This is a genomic window from Streptomyces sp. CNH189 (assembly GCF_000527195.1).
In genome coordinates, this window is record NZ_AZUS01000009.1 from 227,876 (window position 1) to 246,439 (window position 18,564).

At 72.9% G+C, this 18,564-nt stretch carries 14 protein-coding genes; 2 read left to right on the top strand and 12 right to left on the bottom strand.

Going from position 1 to position 18,564, the window contains the following annotated elements:
* From B100_RS0115150 to pyrG, 11 genes are all read right to left on the bottom strand, one after another.
* Positions 1 to 1,023 (bottom strand): ADP-ribosylglycohydrolase family protein, encoded by a 1,023-nt coding sequence (locus B100_RS0115150; RefSeq protein ID WP_024885291.1) that lies wholly within the window; start codon positions 1,021 to 1,023, stop codon positions 1 to 3.
* A complete protein-coding gene (locus B100_RS0115155; RefSeq protein WP_024885292.1) occupies positions 1,020 to 1,751 on the bottom strand; it encodes an NUDIX hydrolase in 732 nt (243 codons plus the stop codon). Before B100_RS0115155 ends, B100_RS0115150 begins: the two co-directional genes overlap by 4 nt.
* Positions 1,752 to 1,808: 57 nt before the next feature.
* Entirely contained in the window at positions 1,809 to 2,924 is a 1,116-nt protein-coding gene (locus B100_RS0115160; RefSeq protein WP_024885293.1) for a pseudouridine synthase, read from the bottom strand.
* Entirely contained in the window at positions 2,924 to 3,577 is a 654-nt protein-coding gene (gene scpB, locus B100_RS0115165) for an SMC-Scp complex subunit ScpB (protein ID WP_024885294.1), read from the bottom strand. Before scpB ends, B100_RS0115160 begins: the two co-directional genes overlap by 1 nt.
* Positions 3,574 to 4,839: a segregation and condensation protein A gene (locus B100_RS0115170; protein ID WP_486585648.1), complete on the bottom strand. Its 1,266-nt coding sequence runs from the start codon at positions 4,837 to 4,839 to the stop codon at positions 3,574 to 3,576. The genes scpB and B100_RS0115170 overlap by 4 nt, the downstream gene beginning before the upstream one ends.
* A gap of 312 nt (positions 4,840 to 5,151) precedes the next feature.
* Positions 5,152 to 5,655, bottom strand: coding sequence for a hypothetical protein (locus tag B100_RS0115175; protein ID WP_051489997.1), 504 nt, complete (start codon positions 5,653 to 5,655; stop codon positions 5,152 to 5,154).
* Between the two features lie 41 nt (positions 5,656 to 5,696).
* Positions 5,697 to 6,833, bottom strand: coding sequence for a ParA family protein (locus B100_RS0115180; protein ID WP_078540927.1), 1,137 nt, complete (start codon positions 6,831 to 6,833; stop codon positions 5,697 to 5,699).
* Positions 6,834 to 7,246: 413 nt separating this feature from the next.
* Positions 7,247 to 8,371: an alanine dehydrogenase gene (gene ald, locus B100_RS0115185; protein ID WP_024885297.1), complete on the bottom strand. Its 1,125-nt coding sequence runs from the start codon at positions 8,369 to 8,371 to the stop codon at positions 7,247 to 7,249.
* Positions 8,372 to 8,507: 136 nt separating this feature from the next.
* On the bottom strand, positions 8,508 to 10,565 hold the full coding sequence (locus B100_RS0115190; RefSeq protein WP_024885298.1) for a tetratricopeptide repeat protein: 2,058 nt from the start codon (positions 10,563 to 10,565) through the stop codon (positions 8,508 to 8,510).
* A gap of 356 nt (positions 10,566 to 10,921) precedes the next feature.
* Positions 10,922 to 11,548 carry an NUDIX domain-containing protein gene (locus B100_RS0115195; protein WP_024885299.1) on the bottom strand — a complete coding sequence of 209 codons (627 nt, stop codon included), beginning with the start codon at positions 11,546 to 11,548 and terminating at the stop codon, positions 10,922 to 10,924.
* 104 nt (positions 11,549 to 11,652) lie between these two features.
* Positions 11,653 to 13,320, bottom strand: a complete 1,668-nt coding sequence (pyrG, locus tag B100_RS0115200) for a CTP synthase (protein WP_024885300.1) — start codon at positions 13,318 to 13,320, stop codon at positions 11,653 to 11,655.
* 464 nt (positions 13,321 to 13,784) lie between these two features.
* Here pyrG and B100_RS0115205 point away from each other — a divergent pair, with 464 nt between their 5' ends.
* Together B100_RS0115205 and B100_RS0115210 are read left to right on the top strand one after the other, a co-directional pair.
* Entirely contained in the window at positions 13,785 to 15,587 is a 1,803-nt protein-coding gene (locus tag B100_RS0115205; protein ID WP_024885301.1) for a glycoside hydrolase family 15 protein, read from the top strand.
* Between the two features lie 155 nt (positions 15,588 to 15,742).
* Complete coding sequence (locus tag B100_RS0115210) at positions 15,743 to 17,374, top strand: PucR family transcriptional regulator (RefSeq protein ID WP_024885302.1); 1,632 nt, start codon at positions 15,743 to 15,745, stop codon at positions 17,372 to 17,374.
* Between the two features lie 24 nt (positions 17,375 to 17,398).
* Here B100_RS0115210 and B100_RS0115215 read toward each other — a convergent pair whose 3' ends face one another.
* Positions 17,399 to 18,538, bottom strand: a complete 1,140-nt coding sequence (locus B100_RS0115215) for a glycosyltransferase family 4 protein (protein WP_024885303.1) — start codon at positions 18,536 to 18,538, stop codon at positions 17,399 to 17,401.
* Positions 18,539 to 18,564: the final 26 nt, after the last annotated feature.

Genomic DNA, 18,564 nt, shown 5'->3' on the forward strand with positions numbered 1-18,564 from the left:
TCAAGCGTCCCAGAGCGTGCCGAGGGTCAGCAGTTCGTCGCGGTACTCGATGCGGTCCGCCCAGTCGGCGGGCCAGGCGTCCGCGCCCAGGTACGCGCCGGCGAAGGCGCCCGCGAGGCAGGCGACGGAGTCGGAGTCGCCGGCCGTGCAGGCGGCGCGGCGCAGGGCGGTGACGGGCTCGTCGACGAAGAGGAGGAAGCAGAGCAGGCCGGTGGCCAGGGCCTCCTCCGCGATCCAGCCCTCGCCGGTGGCCAGGCACGGGTCGGTCTCCGGCGAGACGGTCCGTACGGCCTCCTGGAGGCGGCCGAGTATCTCCAGGCACTCGTCCCAGCCGCGCGCGATGAAGTGTTCCGGGGAGGGGTCCTGGGCGCGGGTCCACAGGTCGCCGAGCCAGAACTCGTGGTAGCGGGTGCGGTTCTCGTAGGCGTAGGAGCGCAGCAGGCCGATCAGGCCGGTCGGTTCGGCGCCCTGGGCGAGCAGCCGCACGGCGTGCGCGGTGAGGTCGGAGGCGGCGAGCGCGGTGGGGTGCCCGTGGGTGAGGGCGGACTGCAACTGGGCGGCGCCGGCGCGCTGTTCGTCGGTGAGTCCGGGGGCCAGGCCGATCGGGGCGACGCGCATGTTGGCGCCGCAGCCCTTGGAGTGGATCTGGCTGGCGTCCTGCCAGGGCCGGTCCTCGCGGGACAGCAAGTGGCAGGCCTTCAGGCAGGTGTTGCCCGGGGCGCGGTTGTTCTCCGGCGAACGCCACCATTCCACGAACTCCTCGCGCACCGGCCGTTCCAGCCGCTTCGGCGTGAGCGTCCCCCGGTCCATGGCGGTGCGCAGTCCCCGGCCGAGCGCGAGGGTCATCTGCGTGTCGTCGGTGACGATCGCCGGCCGGGGCAGGTCCATCCCGCGCCAGGGGCCGAACGTGGCGAGGATCGACGGGACGTCGTTGAACTCGGTGGGGAAGCCCAGCGCGTCCCCGAGGGCGAGTCCGGTGAGCGCTCCGGTCGCGGCGCGCTTGGTGACGGTGGTCGTGGTCATGCGGGACGTCCTTCCGGGGTCGGCCGGAGCAGGGGCGGGTGGAGGGCCGCGGCGGTGCCCGCGCGGTACAGCGCGGCGGGCTTGCCCCGGCCTCCGGTGAGGCGCGCGGCGCCGGGCACGGCCTCGACGAAGCCGGGGGTGGCGAGCACCTTGCGCCGGAAGTTGGGGCGGTCCAGGGCCGTGCCCCAGACGGTCTCGTAGACGTGCTGGAGCTCGCCGAGGGTGAACTCGGGCGGGCAGAACGCGGTGGCGAGCCCGGTGTACTCCAGCTTGGCGCCGACCCGGTCCCGCGCGTCGGCGAGGATCCGGTCGTGGTCGAAAGCCAGGTCCCGCGCCGCGTCGTACGGCGTCCAGCGGGCCTGGGCCGCGTCACCGCCGCCGTGCGCCTCCGGAGCGTCCGGCAGCAGGGCGGCGAAGGCCACGGACACCACCCGCATCCGGGGGTCCCGCCCGGGCTCGCTGTAGGTGCGCAGCTGCTCCAGGTGCGGCACGGAGACGTCCGTCAGGCCGGTCTCCTCGCCCAGTTCGCGCCGGGCGGCGCGCTCCGCGGACTCGTCGGGCCGCAGGAAGCCGCCGGGCAGCGCCCAGCGCCCGGCGTACGGTTCCTCGCCGCGTTCGACGAGCAGGACGTGCAGCGCGCCCTCGCGCATCGTGAACACGGCGAGGTCGACGGTCACGGCGAAGGGCTCGAAGGCGTGCTTGTCGTAGCCGGCCGGCACGACGTCCACCCCCTTTAATAGTCAGTACGACTATTAAAGGGGGTGGGTGCGCGGGAGCACAAGCCCCTAGAGGTCGACCTCCTGCATCAGCATCCCGACCTCCGTGTTCGACAGCCGCCGCAGCCAGCCCGACTTCTGGTCGCCCAGGGTGATCGGCCCGAAGGCGGTGCGCACCAGCTTGTCGACCGGGAAACCGGCCTCCGCGAGCATGCGGCGCACGATGTGCTTGCGGCCCTCGTGCAGGGTCACCTCGACGAGGTAGTTCTTGCCGGTCTGCTCCACCACCCGGAAGTGGTCGGCGCGCGCGTAGCCGTCCTCCAGCTGGATGCCGTCCTTGAGCCGCTTGCCCAGGTCCCGCGGGATGGGCCCGACGATGTGCGCGAGGTAGGTCTTCTTCACGCCGTACCGCGGGTGGGTCAGGCGGTGCGCCAGCTCACCGTGGTTGGTGAGCAGGATGACGCCCTCGGTCTCGGTGTCGAGCCTGCCGACGTGGAAGAGCCGGGTCTCCCGGTTGGTGACGTAGTCGCCGAGGCACTGGCGGCCGTCCGGGTCCTCCATCGTGGAGACGACCCCGGCGGGCTTGTTCAGCGAGAAGAACTGGTACGACTGCGTGGCCACGGTCAGACCGTCGACCTTGACCTCGTCCTTCTCCGGGTCGACCCGCTTGCCCTGCTCCAGCACGATCTCGCCGTTGACCTCGACGCGCGCCTGCTCGATCAGTTCCTCGCAGGCCCTCCGGGAGCCGTAGCCGGCCCGCGCGAGCACCTTCTGCAGCCGCTCGCCCTCCTGCTCGGCGCCCGGGAAGGTCTTGGGCAGCTTGACGTCCTTCCTGCCCGCGTACCGCTCCCGGTTGCGCTCCTCGGCCCGCGCCTCGTACTCGCGGGACGTCGCCGGGACCGAGCGGCCCCGCTGCAGGGGCTTCTTCGGCCCGCCCTTGGCGCCGCCGCGCGCCCCGGGCCCACGGCCCGACTTGGGTCCCTCCTGGGAGGCGCCGGGGCCCACGTCGTAGCGCCGCTCCTCCGGGCGCGGCTTCTTCGGACGGCCGCCCTGCCGGTCGTCACGGTTGTTGCCGGCGCCGCGGTTGTTACCGCGGCCACCGCCGCTCCCGCCGCGGCCGCCGCTGTTGCCACCACGGCTCCCGCCGTTGTTTCCGCTGCTGTTCCTGCCGCTGCTGCTTCGCATCAAAGTTCCGTCTTGTCGTCTGCGTCCTCGGAATCCGGGGCATCCGGATCGAACGACGGGACCCCTTCCAGTGTCTCGGCCTCGATCGCCTCCGCCTCCGGGAGGAAGGGCGCGAGCTCCGGGAGCTCGTCCAGGCCGCGCAGGCCCATCCGCTCCAGGAAGTAGTTCGTCGTCGTGTACAGGATCGCACCTGTTTCGGGTTCCGTGCCCGCCTCCTCGATCAGACCCCGCTGCAGGAGGGTCCGCATCACGCCGTCGCAGTTGACTCCGCGCACCGCGGAGACCCTGCTGCGGCTGACCGGCTGCCGGTAGGCGACGACCGCGAGGGTCTCCAGAGCGGCCTGGGTGAGCCGGGCCTGCTGCCCGTCCAGGACGAAGCCCTCGACGGCCGCGGCGTACTCGGGACGGGTGTAGAAACGCCAGCCGCCGGCGACCCGGCGCAGCTCGAAGCCGCGCCCCTGGACGGTGTACTCGTCGGCCAGCTCGGCCAGGGCGCCGGCGACCTGGCGCCTGGGGCGCTCCAGGATCTTCGCCAGGTGCTCCTCGGTCGCGGGTTCGTCCACGACCATCAGCACGGCCTCCAGGGCGGGCTTCAGGTCGAGCTCCGCGACGCCGCCCGTCCCGGCGGGGGCGCCGCTCGTGTCCTCGCTCACGGTGTCCTCTCCTCCTGCGGCGGCTCGGGCGGCCGGTCGAACTCGTCGGTCACCGCGGGTACGGCGTCCCCGTCGCCGCCGGTCCAGCGCACGGTCAGCTCGCCCAGCGCGGTCTCCTGGTCGAGGGCGACGGCCTTCTCCCGGTACAGCTCCAGCAGGGCGAGGAAGCGGGCCACGACGGTCAGGGTGTCGTCCGTGTCCTCGACGAGGTCCCGGAAGCTCGCCTCGCCGAGCTCCTTGAGCCGCTCGACGACGATCCCGGCCTGCTCCTGCACGCTGACCAGCGGGGCGTGGATGTGGTCCACGTACACCTGCGGCCTGGGCTTGGGCTGCATGGCCTTGACGGCCAGCCTGGCGAAGCCCTCGGGGCCGATGCTGATGACCACGTCGGGCAGCAGCTCGGCGTGGTGCGGTTCGAGTCCGACGGTACGGGGGAAGCGGCGGGCCTCGTCGTCGAGCCGCCGGCTGAAGATGTCGGCGATCCGCTTGTACGCGCGGTACTGCAGCAGCCGGGCGAACAGCAGGTCGCGGGCCTCCAGCAGGGCGAGGTCGGCCTCGTCCTCCACCTCGGCGGCGGGGAGCAGCCGCGCCGCCTTCAGGTCGAGCAGGGTGGCGGCCACGACGAGGAACTCGGTCGTCTCGTCGAGGTCCCAGTCCGGCCCCAGGGCCCGGATGTGCGCCATGAACTCGTCGGTCACCTTGGACAGCGCGACCTCGGTGACGTCCAGCTTGTGCTTGGCGATCAGCTGCAACAGCAGATCGAACGGCCCCTCGAAGTTGGCCAGCCGGACCTTGAACCGCCCGTCACCGGTGTCCCCCTCGGCACCGCGCTCGGGCGCCCCGTGGGCCTCCCCGACACCGCCCGGCCCCGAAGCGGCCTCCTCGGGCGCGGCAGCACCCGTGAGCGGCACCCGCCGTCCTTCGGCGGACCCCTCCGTCACGACGCCGCTCCCGCCCGACGCGGGCACGCCCATCCGGTCGGCGGCAGCGTCCTCGGGCCGGGAGCCCGCCCGCCCGGCGGGCACAGCGGGACCCGCGGGCGTCGGGCCGTCCACGTCGGCGCCCTGCGCGCCCGCACGGTCCGAGCCCACGACCGCGCCACCGGGCGCACCGCGCTCGACGGTCGGCTCCGGCCGGGCAGCCTCGGGGTCGACAGGCCCGGCAGCAGGAACCGACGGCGCCGGGTGCGTCGCGGCCCCGCCGTCGGCCACCTGCCGCGCGTCGGCAGCCACGCCCGGCGCGTCCTGGCTCCCGGGACCCACAGCCGTGCCGGCGGGCGCCCGCGGCCCGTCGGCGGAGGCGCCGTGCGCGGCAACCCTCTCAGGGTGGGGGGCTGCCCGGTCGTGGGGCTCGGTGGCCGGGACCGACGGCGGCCGGGGCGATCCGGCCGCGTCGTCGGCGGGGGTGTCCTGTGCGGCAGCCGGGGCGGGCGAGCCCGCCCCGTCCTCGGACGCAGCGTCCCGCGCAGCGGGGGAGGCCGCGGCGTCCGGGGTGGCCGGGCCGCGGCCGAGGGCACGGCGGCGGGGCGCGGAGGCGGCTGCGTCGTTCGAGGTCATGGCCCCCGCAGGCTACCGCTACCGTCCCCGCAGGCGTCGTACGAGGATGCTGGCGTCCCCCCGGCTCTCCAGGTCCGCGAGGACCACCGCGACCGCCTCGCGGACGATCCGGCCGCGGTCGACGGCGAGACCGTGCTCACCGCGCAGCACGAGGCGGGCGTGCTCCAGATCCATCAGCTCCTCCGCGGACACGTACACGGTGATCTTCTCGTCGTGCCGCTCACGTCCGCTGGGCCGCCGTGCCGCGGCCCGTCCCCGCTTGCGCGGGGCCGCGGCGGCCGCACCGTCCGGCGCCGCCGTCGAGCGGCGTCCGGCGCCCGCGGCGCCCCGGCTGCGGGACTCCCCGGCCTCGGCCGGTTCCACGTCGGCCGCGGCGTGCTCCGCGCCCTCGCCGTCGCCGCCCTGCGCGGGCACCGACTGCGGCGCGTCCTCGCGGGCGGCCGCGGCAGCGTCGCCCTCCCCCGCGGGAGCGGGGACCCGGGCGTCGCCGCCGCGCCTGGGGGTGGACGCCTGAAGCGCCATCCCCCCTGTCGTACGGAAGAGTTCGTCGGCCCCCGGCAGACTCACTCGGCGTGACACCGGGCGAGCACCTCCCTGGCGAGCTGGCGATAGGCGGCGGCACCGACGGAGTTGGACGCGTACGTGGTGATCGGCTCACCGGCGACCGTGGTCTCCGGGAAGCGGACCGTGCGCCCGATGACCGTGTGGTAGACGTGGTCGTCGAACGCCTCGACCACCCGCGCGAGCACCTCACGGCTGTGCACCGTGCGCGAGTCGTACATGGTGGCGAGGATGCCGTCGAGCTCCAGCTCCGGGTTGAGCCGCTCCTGGACCTTCTCGATCGTCTCGGTCAGCAGGGCCACACCGCGCAGCGCGAAGAACTCGCACTCCAGCGGCACGATCACCTTGTGCGCCGCGGTGAGCGCGTTCACCGTGAGCAGACCGAGCGAGGGCTGGCAGTCGATGACGATGTAGTCGTAGTCGTCCATCAGCGGCTTCAGCGCCCGCTGCAGCGTCGACTCGCGCGCGACCTCGCTCACCAGCTGGACCTCGGCCGCCGACAGGTCGATGTTGCTGGGCAGCAGGTCCATGTTGGGGACCGCGGTCTTCAGCAGCACCTCGTCGGCCGCCATGCCCCGCTCCATGAGCAGGTTGTAGACGGTGAGGTCGAGTTCCATCGGGTTGACGCCGAGTCCGACCGACAGCGCGCCCTGCGGGTCGAAGTCGACGAGCAGCACCCGGCGTCCGTACTCCGCGAGCGCGGCACCCAGGTTGATGGTCGACGTGGTCTTGCCGACGCCGCCCTTCTGGTTGCACATCGCGATGATCTTCGCGGGTCCGTGGTCGGTCAGCGGGCCGGGGATCGGGAAGTACGGCAGCGGGCGCCCGGTCGGGCCGATGCGCTCACGGCGCTGCCGTGCCGCGTCGGGCGCGAGCGTGGCCGCGTACTCCGGATCGGGCTCGTACTCGGCGTCGGGGTCGTAGAAGTGCCCCTCGGGCAGTTCGTCGTAGTCGGCGAAATGGTTGTGGGGCGCGCCACTTCCGTCGCCGGCCATGGCGTTCACGTGATGGCCATCCATGCTCTGGTGTGCTGGGCGAGTCACTCCTGGAGTTGCGTGACTCTGGTGGGCTGCGAAGGTGCGCACAGCGACGGAGCCGACAGCAGCGAATCCCGCGGACCCCTGGCCCGGCGCAGGCATTCCTGGTTGACCACCCCCGGGAGTAAATGTCGACTCATTCACAAGTCGTCTTACCTCCTTGGTGACCAGGAAACTTCTAGACAGGTCAGCGTGGCACCATGCCGACGGTTGGCGACTCTATGGCGTGTCGGCCGTCCGCAGCAACACAATCCGCCGGACCCGGCACGATGTGTCGGTAATGAAACACCCCTCTGTCAAGGGCGTACGGCCGTCGCACGGCAGGTTTCACGGGTGTGCGAATCGGTAGAACGGTTACGTTCGAGGCGAGTTGCCCCTGAACCAGGACGTGACCATACACACATCCGGCCGGACCTTGGCGGGCAAGGTCCGGCCTGGTGCGAGGCGTTGACGTCCGATGTTGACGTATCGCCTTTGCGGGTCCGTGACTTGGTCGACTTACCGTCCCGGACGGATCAGCCGAGCAGCGAGGCGAGCTCCACGTGCTCCAGTCCGTGCGCCTCGGCGACCTCGCGGTAAACGACCTTGCCGTCATGCGTGTTGAGGCCCTTGGCGAGCGCCGGGTCCCGGCGCAGCGCCTCCACCCAGCCGCGGTTGGCGAGTTCGACGATGTACGGCAGCGTGGCGTTGGTGAGCGCGTAGGTCGAGGTGTTGGGCACCGCGCCGGGCATGTTGGCGACGCAGTAGAAGACCGACTCGTGGACCTTGAAGGTCGGCTCGGCGTGCGTCGTCGGACGGGAGTCCTCGAAGCAGCCGCCCTGGTCGATCGCGATGTCGACAAGGACACTTCCGGCCTTCATCCGGGAGACCAGCTCGTTGGTGACCAGCTTCGGCGCCTTGGCGCCGGGGACCAGCACCGCGCCGATCACGAGGTCGGCCTCCAGGCAGGCCTTCTCCAGCTCGAAGGCGTTGGAGACGACGGTCTGGATGCGCGTACCGAAGACCTTGTCGGCCTCCTTGAGCTTGTTGATGTCCTTGTCGAGCAGGGTCACGTGGAAGCCCATGCCGATGGCGATCTGCGCGGCGTTCCAGCCGGAGACGCCGGCGCCGATGACGACCGCGCGGCCGGCCAGCACACCGGGGACGCCGCCGGGCAGCACCCCGCGTCCGCCGTGGGCGCGCATCAGGTGGTAGGCGCCGACCTGGGTGGACAGCCGGCCCGCGACCTCGGACATCGGGGCGAGCAGCGGCAGCGCCCGGCTGGGCAGCTCGACGGTCTCGTAGGCGATGGCGGTGGTGCCGGACTCCAGGAGGGCGTCCGTGCACTCCTTGGACGCGGCCAGGTGCAGGTAGGTGAAGAGGGTCTGGTCCTTGCGCAGGCGGTGGTACTCCTCCGCGACCGGCTCCTTGACCTTCAGCAGCAGGTCGGCGGCGGCCCAGACCTCGTCGGCGGTGTCCAGGATCTGCCCGCCCGCGGCGATGTACTCGCCGTCCGGGATCGAGGAGCCGACACCGGCGCCGCGCTCGATGACGACCTGGTGGCCGTGGCGCACGAGCTCGTGCACGCCGGCGGGGGTGATGGCCACCCGGAACTCGTTGTTCTTGACCTCGCGGGGGATGCCGACCTTCACGTGGATCACGGTCCTTGGCTCAGAGGATGTGGGGATATCACTACACATACCCGGGCACGCACGGGCACACCGGGAGAGACCGCAGGAGATGGTGCGGCAGAGCCAGTTTAATGAAGGTGTTCCTGCTGTCTAGCCTTCCATTGCATCAATCTTCTGCGGAAGCGCCACGGATTTCGCAGGCGTTAGCGCCGTGTTCCGGCTCGGAGTCGCTCTCCGGGGCCTCTTCGGCCAGCATGTGCTCCGCCGTGGTGCGGTGCAGCGCGGCGGAGGCGGAGTCGCCGAGCCGCTCGAAGGAGTCGGCCAGACGCAGGTGCAGCGCGGCCTGAAGCCGGGTGTCCTCGGCCCGGCGCGCCCACTCCACGGCCTCCCGGCAGGTGCGCAGCGACTCCTCCAGCCGGCCCGCGTACTCCTGCACCCGGGCCAGTTCGCTCAACGCCCGCGCCTGCGCGGCCACGTCGCCGTCCCGGCGGTGCCCTGCGACGGCCGCGCGCCAGTCGCGCAGCGCCTCGCCGTAGCGGCCCGCGTAGGTGTGGGCGGCGCCGATACGTCCGTAGAGCCGGGCGGCCTCGGGGCCCTCGCCCCGGGCCAGCCGCTCGGCGAGGGCGCGGCCGAACCAGTCCGCCGCCCGGTCGTAGTCCCCGCGGTCCAGGTGCGCGCCGCCTACGGATTCCATCGCGCGTCCGGTGGCGTACGGGTCGTTCGCCTCGCGTCCGGCGTCCAGCGCTGCCCGGTACCGCACCAGCGCCTCCGCCGTACGCCCGGTCCGCGCGTCGAGGTCACCGAGGTTCAGCAGGGCGGCGGCGCGCTCGCGGGGGAGGTTCCGGCGCTCGGCCACGTCGAGGACCAGGTTGTGGATGTCGTAGAGGTCGCCGGCGGCGGCCCGGGTGCCGAAGTGGGCGACCATGGCCCGCACCAGCTGGGACATCAGCCGCCGGGCCAGGGTGTCCAGCTCCCCGTCGGCGACCGCGAGCCGGGCGCTGGCCAGCAGGGCGGGCCTGCGCAGCCGCAGCCAGTCGGCGGCGGCGCGGGGGGCGGAAAAGCGCAGCGGGGGCGGCAGGGCGAGGAGTTTCTCGCGGGCCTCGGGGCTGTCGGTCTCGGTGATCGCGCGGCAGGACTGGAACAGGCGCACGGTGCGCTCCAGCATGCGGGCGCGGGCCAGCTGCAGCTCGGCGGGCCGCTCGTGGTCGGCGGCGAGCCGGCCCAGCTCGCCGTGCAGGCAGCCGGGTACCCGGTACTGCGGCACGGAGGACCCCACCGAGTGCAGCAGGCCGTGGGCGGCGAAGTCGTCCAGGGTGGTGTGGGCGGCCTCCACCGAGCAGCCGGTGAGCGCGGCGGCGGTGTGCGGGTCGGCCAGTCCGGCCGGGGCGAGGGCGAGCAGGCGCAGGGTGCGAGCGGCGGCCTGTGGCAGCGAGTCGTGCACCAGGCGCAGCAGCCGGGCGACGACGGGCTCGGCACCGGGATCGGTGTGCAGCTGCTTGGCGAGGTCGGCGACGGCGGCCTTGGGCCGGGCCGCGAGCCAGCCGCCGGCCAGCACCAGCGCGGCGGGCTGACCCTGGCACTGCTCGGCGAGGCGCTCGGCGGCGCGCGGGTCGACGGTGATGCGCACGGAACCGGTGAACCGCGACAGCAGTTCCACGCCGGACTTGGTGTCGAGGCCGCCCAGGGTGCAGGGGCGGACGTCGGCGATACCGGTGAGCGGGCCCGAGGAGACGGTGACGGCGAGGCAGTCGGGGTTGTCCGGGAGCAGGGCGTCGACCTGTCCGGCATCGGCGGCGTCGTCGAGCAGCAGCACCGCGCGGCGGTCGGCCAGGGCGGCGCGCAGCGCCTCCCCGAGTTCGTCCTCGGGGGCGCCGGCGGGAGCGGGCTCGTCCAGCGCCTCGAGCAGTTCGCGTGCGGCGCGCCCGACCGGTACGGGCGTGCCGTCGGGGTCGCTGAGCCGGAGGCGCAGTACCCCGTCGGGGTAACGGCCGGTGACCCGGCGGACCAGTTCCTCGGCGAGGGCCGACCGGCCGGAGCCGGGCCGGCCCGCGATGAGGAGCACCCGTGCGCGGGGGGCCTTGCGGCCGGAGAGGGTGTCGAGTCCGGCTCGCTCGATGTCGGCGAGCAGCTCCTTCAACTCCCTGGTACGGCCGAGGAATCGACCTTCCGGGGCAGCGTCCCGAGGGAGCCGCACACCGTCCGGGTCCACCGCCTGATCCGTCACGGGCCACACTCCCGTCCCACCGCACGCGCAAGCCCGCCGGGTCTCCGGTTCGGGCGTTTTCCAGAGCCTAGTTCACGCTCTGCGACGTACCGTGAGGAGCGCGGCGCGGAGGACGAGACTCCCTCGATCGGATCAACAGATCGTAGGAGTTACACCCCCTACGGGTGCGAGTCGCGGGGGACGGCTTCACGTCGCGTGGGCTCGACGAGCCCTCGGACGTCGTCACGCCCCGACGTGCTTCAGCCCCCGGACGGTCCTTGCCCCGCCTGACGTCCGGCCTCGGACGGCCACGTGCCACGACGGGCCGCAGCCCCCGGACGGCGACGTATCCGACTGGCTTCAGCCGCCGGACGGCGTCACGCCTCGAACGGCCGGGCCGGCCACGGCGCCTCCGCCGGACGCAGGGCGTCCAGGCCGTCACCGGCGCGGGCGGCGACCAGGGACAGCGCGCCCACCACCAGGCAGTTGTTGTGCAGGTCACCGGCCAGCACCCCGCGCACCAGCTCGTCGACGGGGACCCGGGACAGCTCCATGTCGGCCTCCTCGTCCTCCACCGCGAAGCGGTCACCCTCGGCCTCCGACAACCCGCGGGCCAGGAAGATCCGTACGGCCTCGTCGCAGCCGCCGGGCGTCGTGTAGACGTCGGCCAGCACCCGCCAGTCCTCCGCCTTGACGTGCGCCTCCTCGTACAGCTCGCGCTGGGCGGCGTGCAGCGGGTTCTCGCCGGGGACGTCGAGCAGGCCGGCCGGGATCTCCCACAGCTTCTGGCGCACCGGGTGCCGGTACTGGCGCAGCACCACGACCCGGTCTGCGTCGTCGAGGGCGAGGACGGCCACGGAACCCGGGTGGACCTGGTAGTCGCGGCTGACCACGGCGCCCCCGGGCATGACGACCTCGTCCGTGCGGACGGACGTCTTCTTGCCCGTGAAGGGGGTCTTCGTCCCGCGGATCTCCCACTCCTCCGGAGTGTCCTTGATCGTCATGCCTGTCCTTCCGAAGTGAAGCGGTCCTGCCATGGCCTGCGGAAAAGCAGCCGGGGCGCGAACCGTTGAAGATTCGCACCCCGGCAACCGTACAACTGGGCGTGTTACTTCGAGATCTTCCGCTCGACCGCGGCCTTCACCAGTCCGGCGAAGAGCGGGTGCGGGCGGGTCGGACGCGACCGCAGCTCCGGGTGCGCCTGGGTGGCGACCAGGTAGGGGTGGACGTCACGCGGGTACTCGACGTACTCGACGAGCTTGCCGTCGGGCGAGGTGCCGGAGAAAACCAGGCCCGCCTTCTTCTCCAGCTCCGCGCGGTAGGCGTTGTTCACCTCGTAGCGGTGCCGGTGACGCTCCTCGACGTACTCCTTGCCGTCGTACACCTCGCGCACGATGGAGCCCTCGGCCAGCTTGGCCGGGTACATGCCGAGCCGCATGGTGCCGCCCATGTCGCCCTCACCGGCGACGATGTCGAGCTGCTCGGCCATGGTGGAGATCACCGGGTGGGAGGTGGCCGGGTCGAACTCGGTGGAGTTGGCGTCGGAGATGTCCGCCAGGCTCCGCGCGGCCTCGATCACGATGCACTGCAGGCCGAGGCAGAGGCCCAGCAGCGGGATGCCGTTCTCGCGGGCGAACTTGATCGCGCCGACCTTGCCCAGCACACCGCGGTCGCCGAAGCCGCCGGGGATGCAGATGCCGTCGACGTCACCGAGCTGCGCCTGGGCGCCCGTCGGGGTCTTGCAGTCGTCGGAGGTGACCCACTTGATCTTCACGCGGGCCTTGTTGGCGAAGCCGCCGGCGCGCAGCGCCTCGGTGACCGACAGGTAGGCGTCCGGCAGGTCGATGTACTTGCCGACCAGGGCCAGGGTGATCTCGTGGTCGGGGTTGTGGACCCGGTCCAGCAGGTCGTCCCAGGTCGTCCAGTCGACGTCACGGAAGGGCAGGTCCAGCTTGCGGACCACATAGGCGTCCAGGCCCTCGCCGTGCACGGTCTTCGGGATGTCGTAGATGGAGCGGGCGTCGGGGCAGGCGACCACGGCGGCCTCGTCGACGTCGCACATCAGCGAGATCTTGCGCTTGATCGCGGTGGGCACCTCGCGGTCGCAGCGCAGCACGATGGCGTCCGGCTGGATACCGATGTTGCGCAGCGCCGCCACCGAGTGCTGGGTCGGCTTGGTCTTCAGCTCACCGGAGGGGCCGATGTAGGGCAGGAGAGAGATGTGGACCACGAACACGTTGTCGCGGCCGACCTCGTGCCGCACCTGGCGGACCGTCTCCAGGAAGGGCAGCGACTCGATGTCGCCGACCGTGCCGCCGACCTCGGTGATCACGACGTCGACCTCGTCGGTCGCCATGCGCCGGATGCGGTGCTTGATCTCGTTGGTGATGTGCGGGATGACCTGCACGGTGTCGCCCAGGTACTCGCCGCGCCGCTCCTTGGCGATGACCGTGGAGTAGACCTGGCCCGTGGTGACGTTGGCGGAGCCGTCCAGGTCGCGGTCGAGGAAGCGCTCGTAGTGGCCGATGTCCAGGTCGGTCTCGGCGCCGTCGTTGGTGACGAACACCTCACCGTGCTGGAAGGGGTTCATCGTGCCGGGGTCGACGTTGAGGTACGGATCGAGCTTCTGCATCACGACGCGCAGACCGCGGGCCTTGAGCAGCATGCCGAGGCTGGAGGCGGTCAGACCCTTGCCGAGAGAGGAGGCGACACCCCCGGTGACGAAGATGTGCTTGGTCGTCGAAGCTGTGCTGTTTCGGAAAGCAGCGGGCGGCATGGCCAAGAGGGGGCTCCCGTGGTCGCGGTCTGTGGGTGCGGTTCCGGGGTTTCTCGCCCACCGGTCCACGGGCTACCAGCGTATCAGCGCCGCGGGGGAACGGCTGACGGCCACGCTCCGCGCACAAGGCGGCACGCAGCATGTATCACACACGGGACCCTCACCCGTGGGCCACTCGTTCGGCGGAGGCGCGTTGTCGCGAGCGGCACACAGATCATCTACGTGCGTCGTATCCTGCTCGGACACTCGCTGCCGAGCCCGGCCGGCCGAACGGCACCACCCCCGCCCGTAAGTTCCGGAACAACGTGAGCTCGGCAGTTCGTTGAGTAAAGATTGGCGCTTTGCATTCACGGCTGAGCGACTGCTTTGCTTCACAGCTCAACGACGCATTGCAAGACCCCCCCTTGACCGCACTAGCGACAGCCCCCTTGCGGGGTGACGTGGCCGTTCGACTGGAGATGCACGTGGCCGGGCGCATCGAAGACTACGCACTCATCGGAGACATGCAGACCGCAGCGCTGGTCTGCCGGGACGGCACGGTCGACTGGCTGTGCCTGCCGCGCTTCGACTCGCACGCCATCTTCGCCGGGCTGCTGGGAACCGAGGAACACGGCTTCTGGCGGCTGGGTCCCGCGCACGCCGACGACGCGGAGCCGCCCGCGGCGACCCGGCGGCGCTACCGGGGCGACTCCCTGATCCTGGAATCCGAGTGGGAGACCAACCGCGGCACGGTCCGCGTGACGGATTTCATGCCCCCGCGCGACGGCGCCCCGCAGCTGATCCGCATCGTGGAGGGCGTCTCGGGCCGGGTCCCCATGCGCTCGGCGCTGCGGATGCGCTTCTCCTACGGCCGTGTGGTGCCCTGGGTGCACCGCCACGAGGGCCGTACGGTCGCCGTGGCCGGCCCGGACTCCGTGTGGTTCGACACGTCCGCCGAGACCTACGGCGAGGATCTGACCACGTACTCGGACTTCACCGTCGCGCCGGGTGACCGGGTCGCCTTCGCCATCTCCTGGGAACCGTCCCACAAGCAGCCCCCGGCGCTGCCGGAGCCGGAGCAGTCCCTGGAGGCCACCGAGGACTTCTGGCGCGAGTGGGTCGAGCACTGTACGTACCACGGTCCTTACCGCGAGGCCGTGATCCGCTCCCTGATCACGCTCAAGGCGCTGACGTACGCCCCGACCGGCGGCATCGTCGCCGCGCCCACCACCTCGCTGCCCGAGGACATCGGCGGCGTCCGCAACTGGGACTACCGCTACACCTGGCTGCGGGACGCGGCGATCACCCTGTCCTCGCTGCTGCGCACCGGCTACCGCGAGGAGGCCCGCGCCTGGCGCGAGTGGCTGCTGCGCGCGGTGGCGGGCGACCCGGAGAACCTGCAGATCATGTACGGCATCGCCGGCGAGCGCGAGCTCGGCGAGGCGGAGCTGGACTGGCTGCCCGGCTACGAGACGTCGGCGCCCGTCCGGGTGGGCAACGGCGCGGCGCACCAGCTCCAGCTGGACGTGTACGGCGAGGTCACCGAGGCCCTGCACCTGGCCCACATGACCGGTCTCGCGCGCAACGATTACGCCTCGCTGCTCCAGCTCAAGCTGATCCAGTACCTGGAGAAGCACTGGCAGGAGCCGGACGAGGGCATCTGGGAGGTGCGCGGCCCGCGCCGCCACTTCGTGCACTCCAAGGTGATGGCCTGGGTCGCCGTCGACCGCACCATCAAGCTCATCGAGTCCGGCGACGCCGACGGCCCGCTGGAGGAGTGGAAGCACCTGCGCGACGACATCCACCGGGACGTGTGCGAGAAGGGCTACGACAAGGAACGCAACACGTTCACGCAGTCCTACGGCTCCAAGGAGCTGGACGCGGCGCTGCTGCTGATCCCCCAGGTGGGTTTCCTGCCGCCGGACGACAAGCGGGTCATCGGCACCGTCGAGGCGATCCAGCGCGAGCTGTCCACCTCCGACGGCTTCATCCTGCGCTACCCGACCGAGGGCGTGGACGAGGGCGTGGACGGCCTGCCGGGCGACGAGGGCGCGTTCCTCGCCTGCTCGTTCTGGATGGCCGACGACCTGGCGATGATCGGCCGGGTGGACGAGGCGCGGAAGCTGTTCGAGAAGCTGCTCTCGCTGCGCAACGACCTCGGTCTGCTGGCAGAGGAGTGGGACCCGCGCCTGCAGCGCCAGGTGGGCAACTTCCCGCAGGCCTTCAGCCACGTCCCGCTCATCGACACGGCCCTGCGCCTGACGGCGTCGGGGGCGTACGGGGGCTGACGCGGACGCCCGCCCCTGGTCCGGGCCGGGGGCGGGAGCGCCGGCCGGCGGTGGGCGGGCGGCATGCCGGTGCGGGGCCGCGCCGGCGCCGTTCGTGAAGGACATGTGCAGGCCGGACGTGTGCACGGGACACACCCCCGGGTACCGTCCGCTGCATGAGCACCCCCCGCACACCCCCGCCCTCGGGCATCACCGTGCAGCGCGCCCTGGAACTCCCCGGCCTGCGCAGCGGCCTCCCGGAGGTCCTCGCCGGTGCCGAGCGGCTGGGGCGCACGGTGCGCTGGGTGCACGCGGGTGAGGTGCCCAACATCGCCTCCCTGCTCAAGGGCGGCGAGCTCCTGCTGACCACCGGGTACGGGCTCGGTACCCGCCCGGCCGACCAGCGGGCCTTCGTGCGCACGCTGGCGGACCGGGGCATCGCGGCCCTGGTCGTCGAGCTCGGCCCGCGCTTCACCCGGCTGCCCGCCGCCCTGGTCGACGCGGCCCGCGCCGCCGGGCTGCCGCTGGTCCAGCTGCACCGCGAGGTGCCGTTCGTTACGGTCACCGAGGAGATCCACACCGAGATCGTCAACGGGCACTACGCGCTGCTGCAGCGCGCGGAGGAGGTGCACCGCCGCTGCACCGAGGCGCTCCTCGGCGGCGGGGGCGTGCCCCAGGTCCTGGAGATCCTCGCCGGGTTCACCGGCAACCCCGTGTTCCTGGAGACCACCGACGGGCAGCTGCTGTACGCGGCCGGCGAGGGCCCCGAGGGCGCGGACCCGCTCCAGGTGTGGGAGGGGCTGCGCGACCGGCAGCGCGACGACCCGCCGGCCGGTTCGGTCCTCGTGGACGTGCCCGGCGGGGGCCCCGGCAGCGGCGGTGTCCGCGCGCGCCTGGCGCTGCTGCCGGTGCGCAGCGCGCCGGAGCCGGTGCACCGGATGGCGGCCGAGCGGGCCGCGGGCATCCTCGCCGTGGTGCTGATGCAGGCGCGCCAGGAGGAGGAACTGGCGGCGCGGGGCCGCGGTGACTTCCTCACCGACCTCGCCGAGGGCCGGACCACCGCCGAGGACGCGCCCGCTCAGGCCCGCGTCCTGGGCTTCAAGCCCGGCCGGGGACCGCTGCTCCCGGTCGTCATGCGGCTCGGCGACACGCTGTCGCCGCAGAGCGGCGGCTGGGCGGTGCTGGCCCGCGCGGTGGGCGAGGAACTGTCGTCGGTCGGCGTGCCCGTGCTGCTCGGTGTGCGGCCGGTCGAGGGGCGTGTGCCGCTGCTGCTCGGCCTGCGCGCGGAGGCGGACCGGCCGTCCGCCGCGGACCGGGTGGCGGCCGCGCTGCGCGCCGGTGTGGAGCGCGCGGGGATGCTCAGGCCGGGCGGACGGCCGCCCGTGGTGGTGGTCGGCCCGGCCGGCGGCTGGGCGGCGGTCCCGGCCGGGCTGCGGCACGCGGTGGAGACGGCGACGGCGGCACAGGGCCTGCCCGAGCGCCCTTGGTACGACGCACGGCGGCTGGACATCGACCTGCTGCTGTGGCGGCTGCGCGACCATCCGGACCTGGCGGACTTCGTGGACCGGGCGATCGGTCCGGTCCTGGAGCACGACCGGCGCTCGCGGCCCGCGCTGCTGCCCACGCTGGAGACGTATCTGGCGCACGCCGGACGCAAGGCGGAGACGGCGCGGGAACTGCACCTGAACCGGCAGACGCTCTACAACCGGCTGGCCCGCATCGGGGAGTTGCTGGGCACGGACCTCGACGACCCGCAGACGGTGCTGACGTTGAGCCTGGCCCTGCGGGCGCGGCGGCACGTGCCCTGACCCACGGGGCGCTGTCCGCGAGGGTCAGGTCAGTGGCCGGGGCCGGGTCAACTCGTCGTAGACGCTGAGCACCTGGGTGACCGTCTGGTCCTCGGTCGGCCAGGTCGCGGCCTGCTTCGGGCCCCGCTCCGCCAGCAGCGCGCGCCGTCCGGGGTCCTCCAGCAGGCGGGTCACGGCGTCGGCGAGCGCCCGCGCGTTGCCCCGGGGCACGAGCTCGGCGGCGTCGCCGACGAGTTCGGGAACACCGCCCACCCGGGTGGCGACCAGCGGTACGCGCGCGTGCAGGGCCTCCTGGGCGAACGGCGAGCGCGCCTCCTCCCGGCGGCTCGGCAGCACGGCCACGTCGGCCGCGGCGAGCAGGTCGGGGACGTCCTCACGCGGGCCGGCCAGCAGGACCGGCAGTTCCTCGTCCTCGATCCGGCGCCGCAGTTCGCCGTGCAGCGGCCCCTCCCCCGCGATCACCACCAGCGGCACCGGATCGAGGAGACGCCAGGCGTGCGCGGCGTCCAGCAGGTCGTCGTAGCCGCGGTGCCGTTCCAGGGAGCCGACCGCGATGATCAACGGGCGCTCCACCGCGCCGAGTTCGGCCCGCGCCTTCGGCCGCAGCCGGTCGGCCTCGTCCGGCGCCGGCGCGCTGCGGGGGCCGGGCAGGGACACCGCGGCCAGCCGCGCGTCACGCGCTCCCGAACGGCGGGCCCGGTCCACCAGCGCCGAGGTCGTCCCCAGCACCACGGTGGCCGCGCGGACGACCCGCCGTTCCAGCACACGCAGGAAATGGGCGCGCGGGCCGTCGGCGTGCGCCCGGTCGTGCCAGGTGACGACGAACGGGGTCTGCCGCCCGCTGAGCGCCAGGGCGGTACGGAACGAGGCGTGCAGCCCGTGCGCGTGCACCAGGTCGGCGCCCGAGCAGGCGGCACGCAGCGCGGCCACCGACCCCGGGTCGCTGCTGCGCGGCACGTGCACGTGCTCGGCCCCGACCCCGGTGAAGTCGTAAGCGTGGTCGGCCTCCACGGGGGCGCACACCGTGACCCGCACGCCCCGCGCGACGAGCCCCGCGGCCAGCGAGCGCACGTGCGCGCCGCTGGCGGCGTTGCCGCCGCCCAGCACCTGCACGGTGCGCAGCGACGACTGGCCGTGCGATGCGTGGCTGCTCACGGGGGTCACGTGGCCGGGCTCCTGGTTCGGGTCGG

Bases quoted from the DNA above. Each gene is read 5' to 3' on its own strand.
- B100_RS0115150 (WP_024885291.1), bottom strand. From the start codon at position 1,023: ATGACCACGACCACCGTCACCAAGCGCGCCGCGACCGGAGCGCTCACC.
- B100_RS0115160 (WP_024885293.1), bottom strand. From the start codon at position 2,924: ATGCGAAGCAGCAGCGGCAGGAACAGCAGCGGAAACAACGGCGGGAGC.
- B100_RS0115175 (WP_051489997.1), bottom strand. From the start codon at position 5,655: ATGGCGCTTCAGGCGTCCACCCCCAGGCGCGGCGGCGACGCCCGGGTC.
- B100_RS0115180 (WP_078540927.1), bottom strand. From the start codon at position 6,833: ATGCCTGCGCCGGGCCAGGGGTCCGCGGGATTCGCTGCTGTCGGCTCC.
- B100_RS0115195 (WP_024885299.1), bottom strand. From the start codon at position 11,548: ATGACGATCAAGGACACTCCGGAGGAGTGGGAGATCCGCGGGACGAAG.
- pyrG (WP_024885300.1), bottom strand. From the start codon at position 13,320: ATGCCGCCCGCTGCTTTCCGAAACAGCACAGCTTCGACGACCAAGCAC.
- B100_RS0115210 (WP_024885302.1), top strand. From the start codon at position 15,743: ATGAGCACCCCCCGCACACCCCCGCCCTCGGGCATCACCGTGCAGCGC.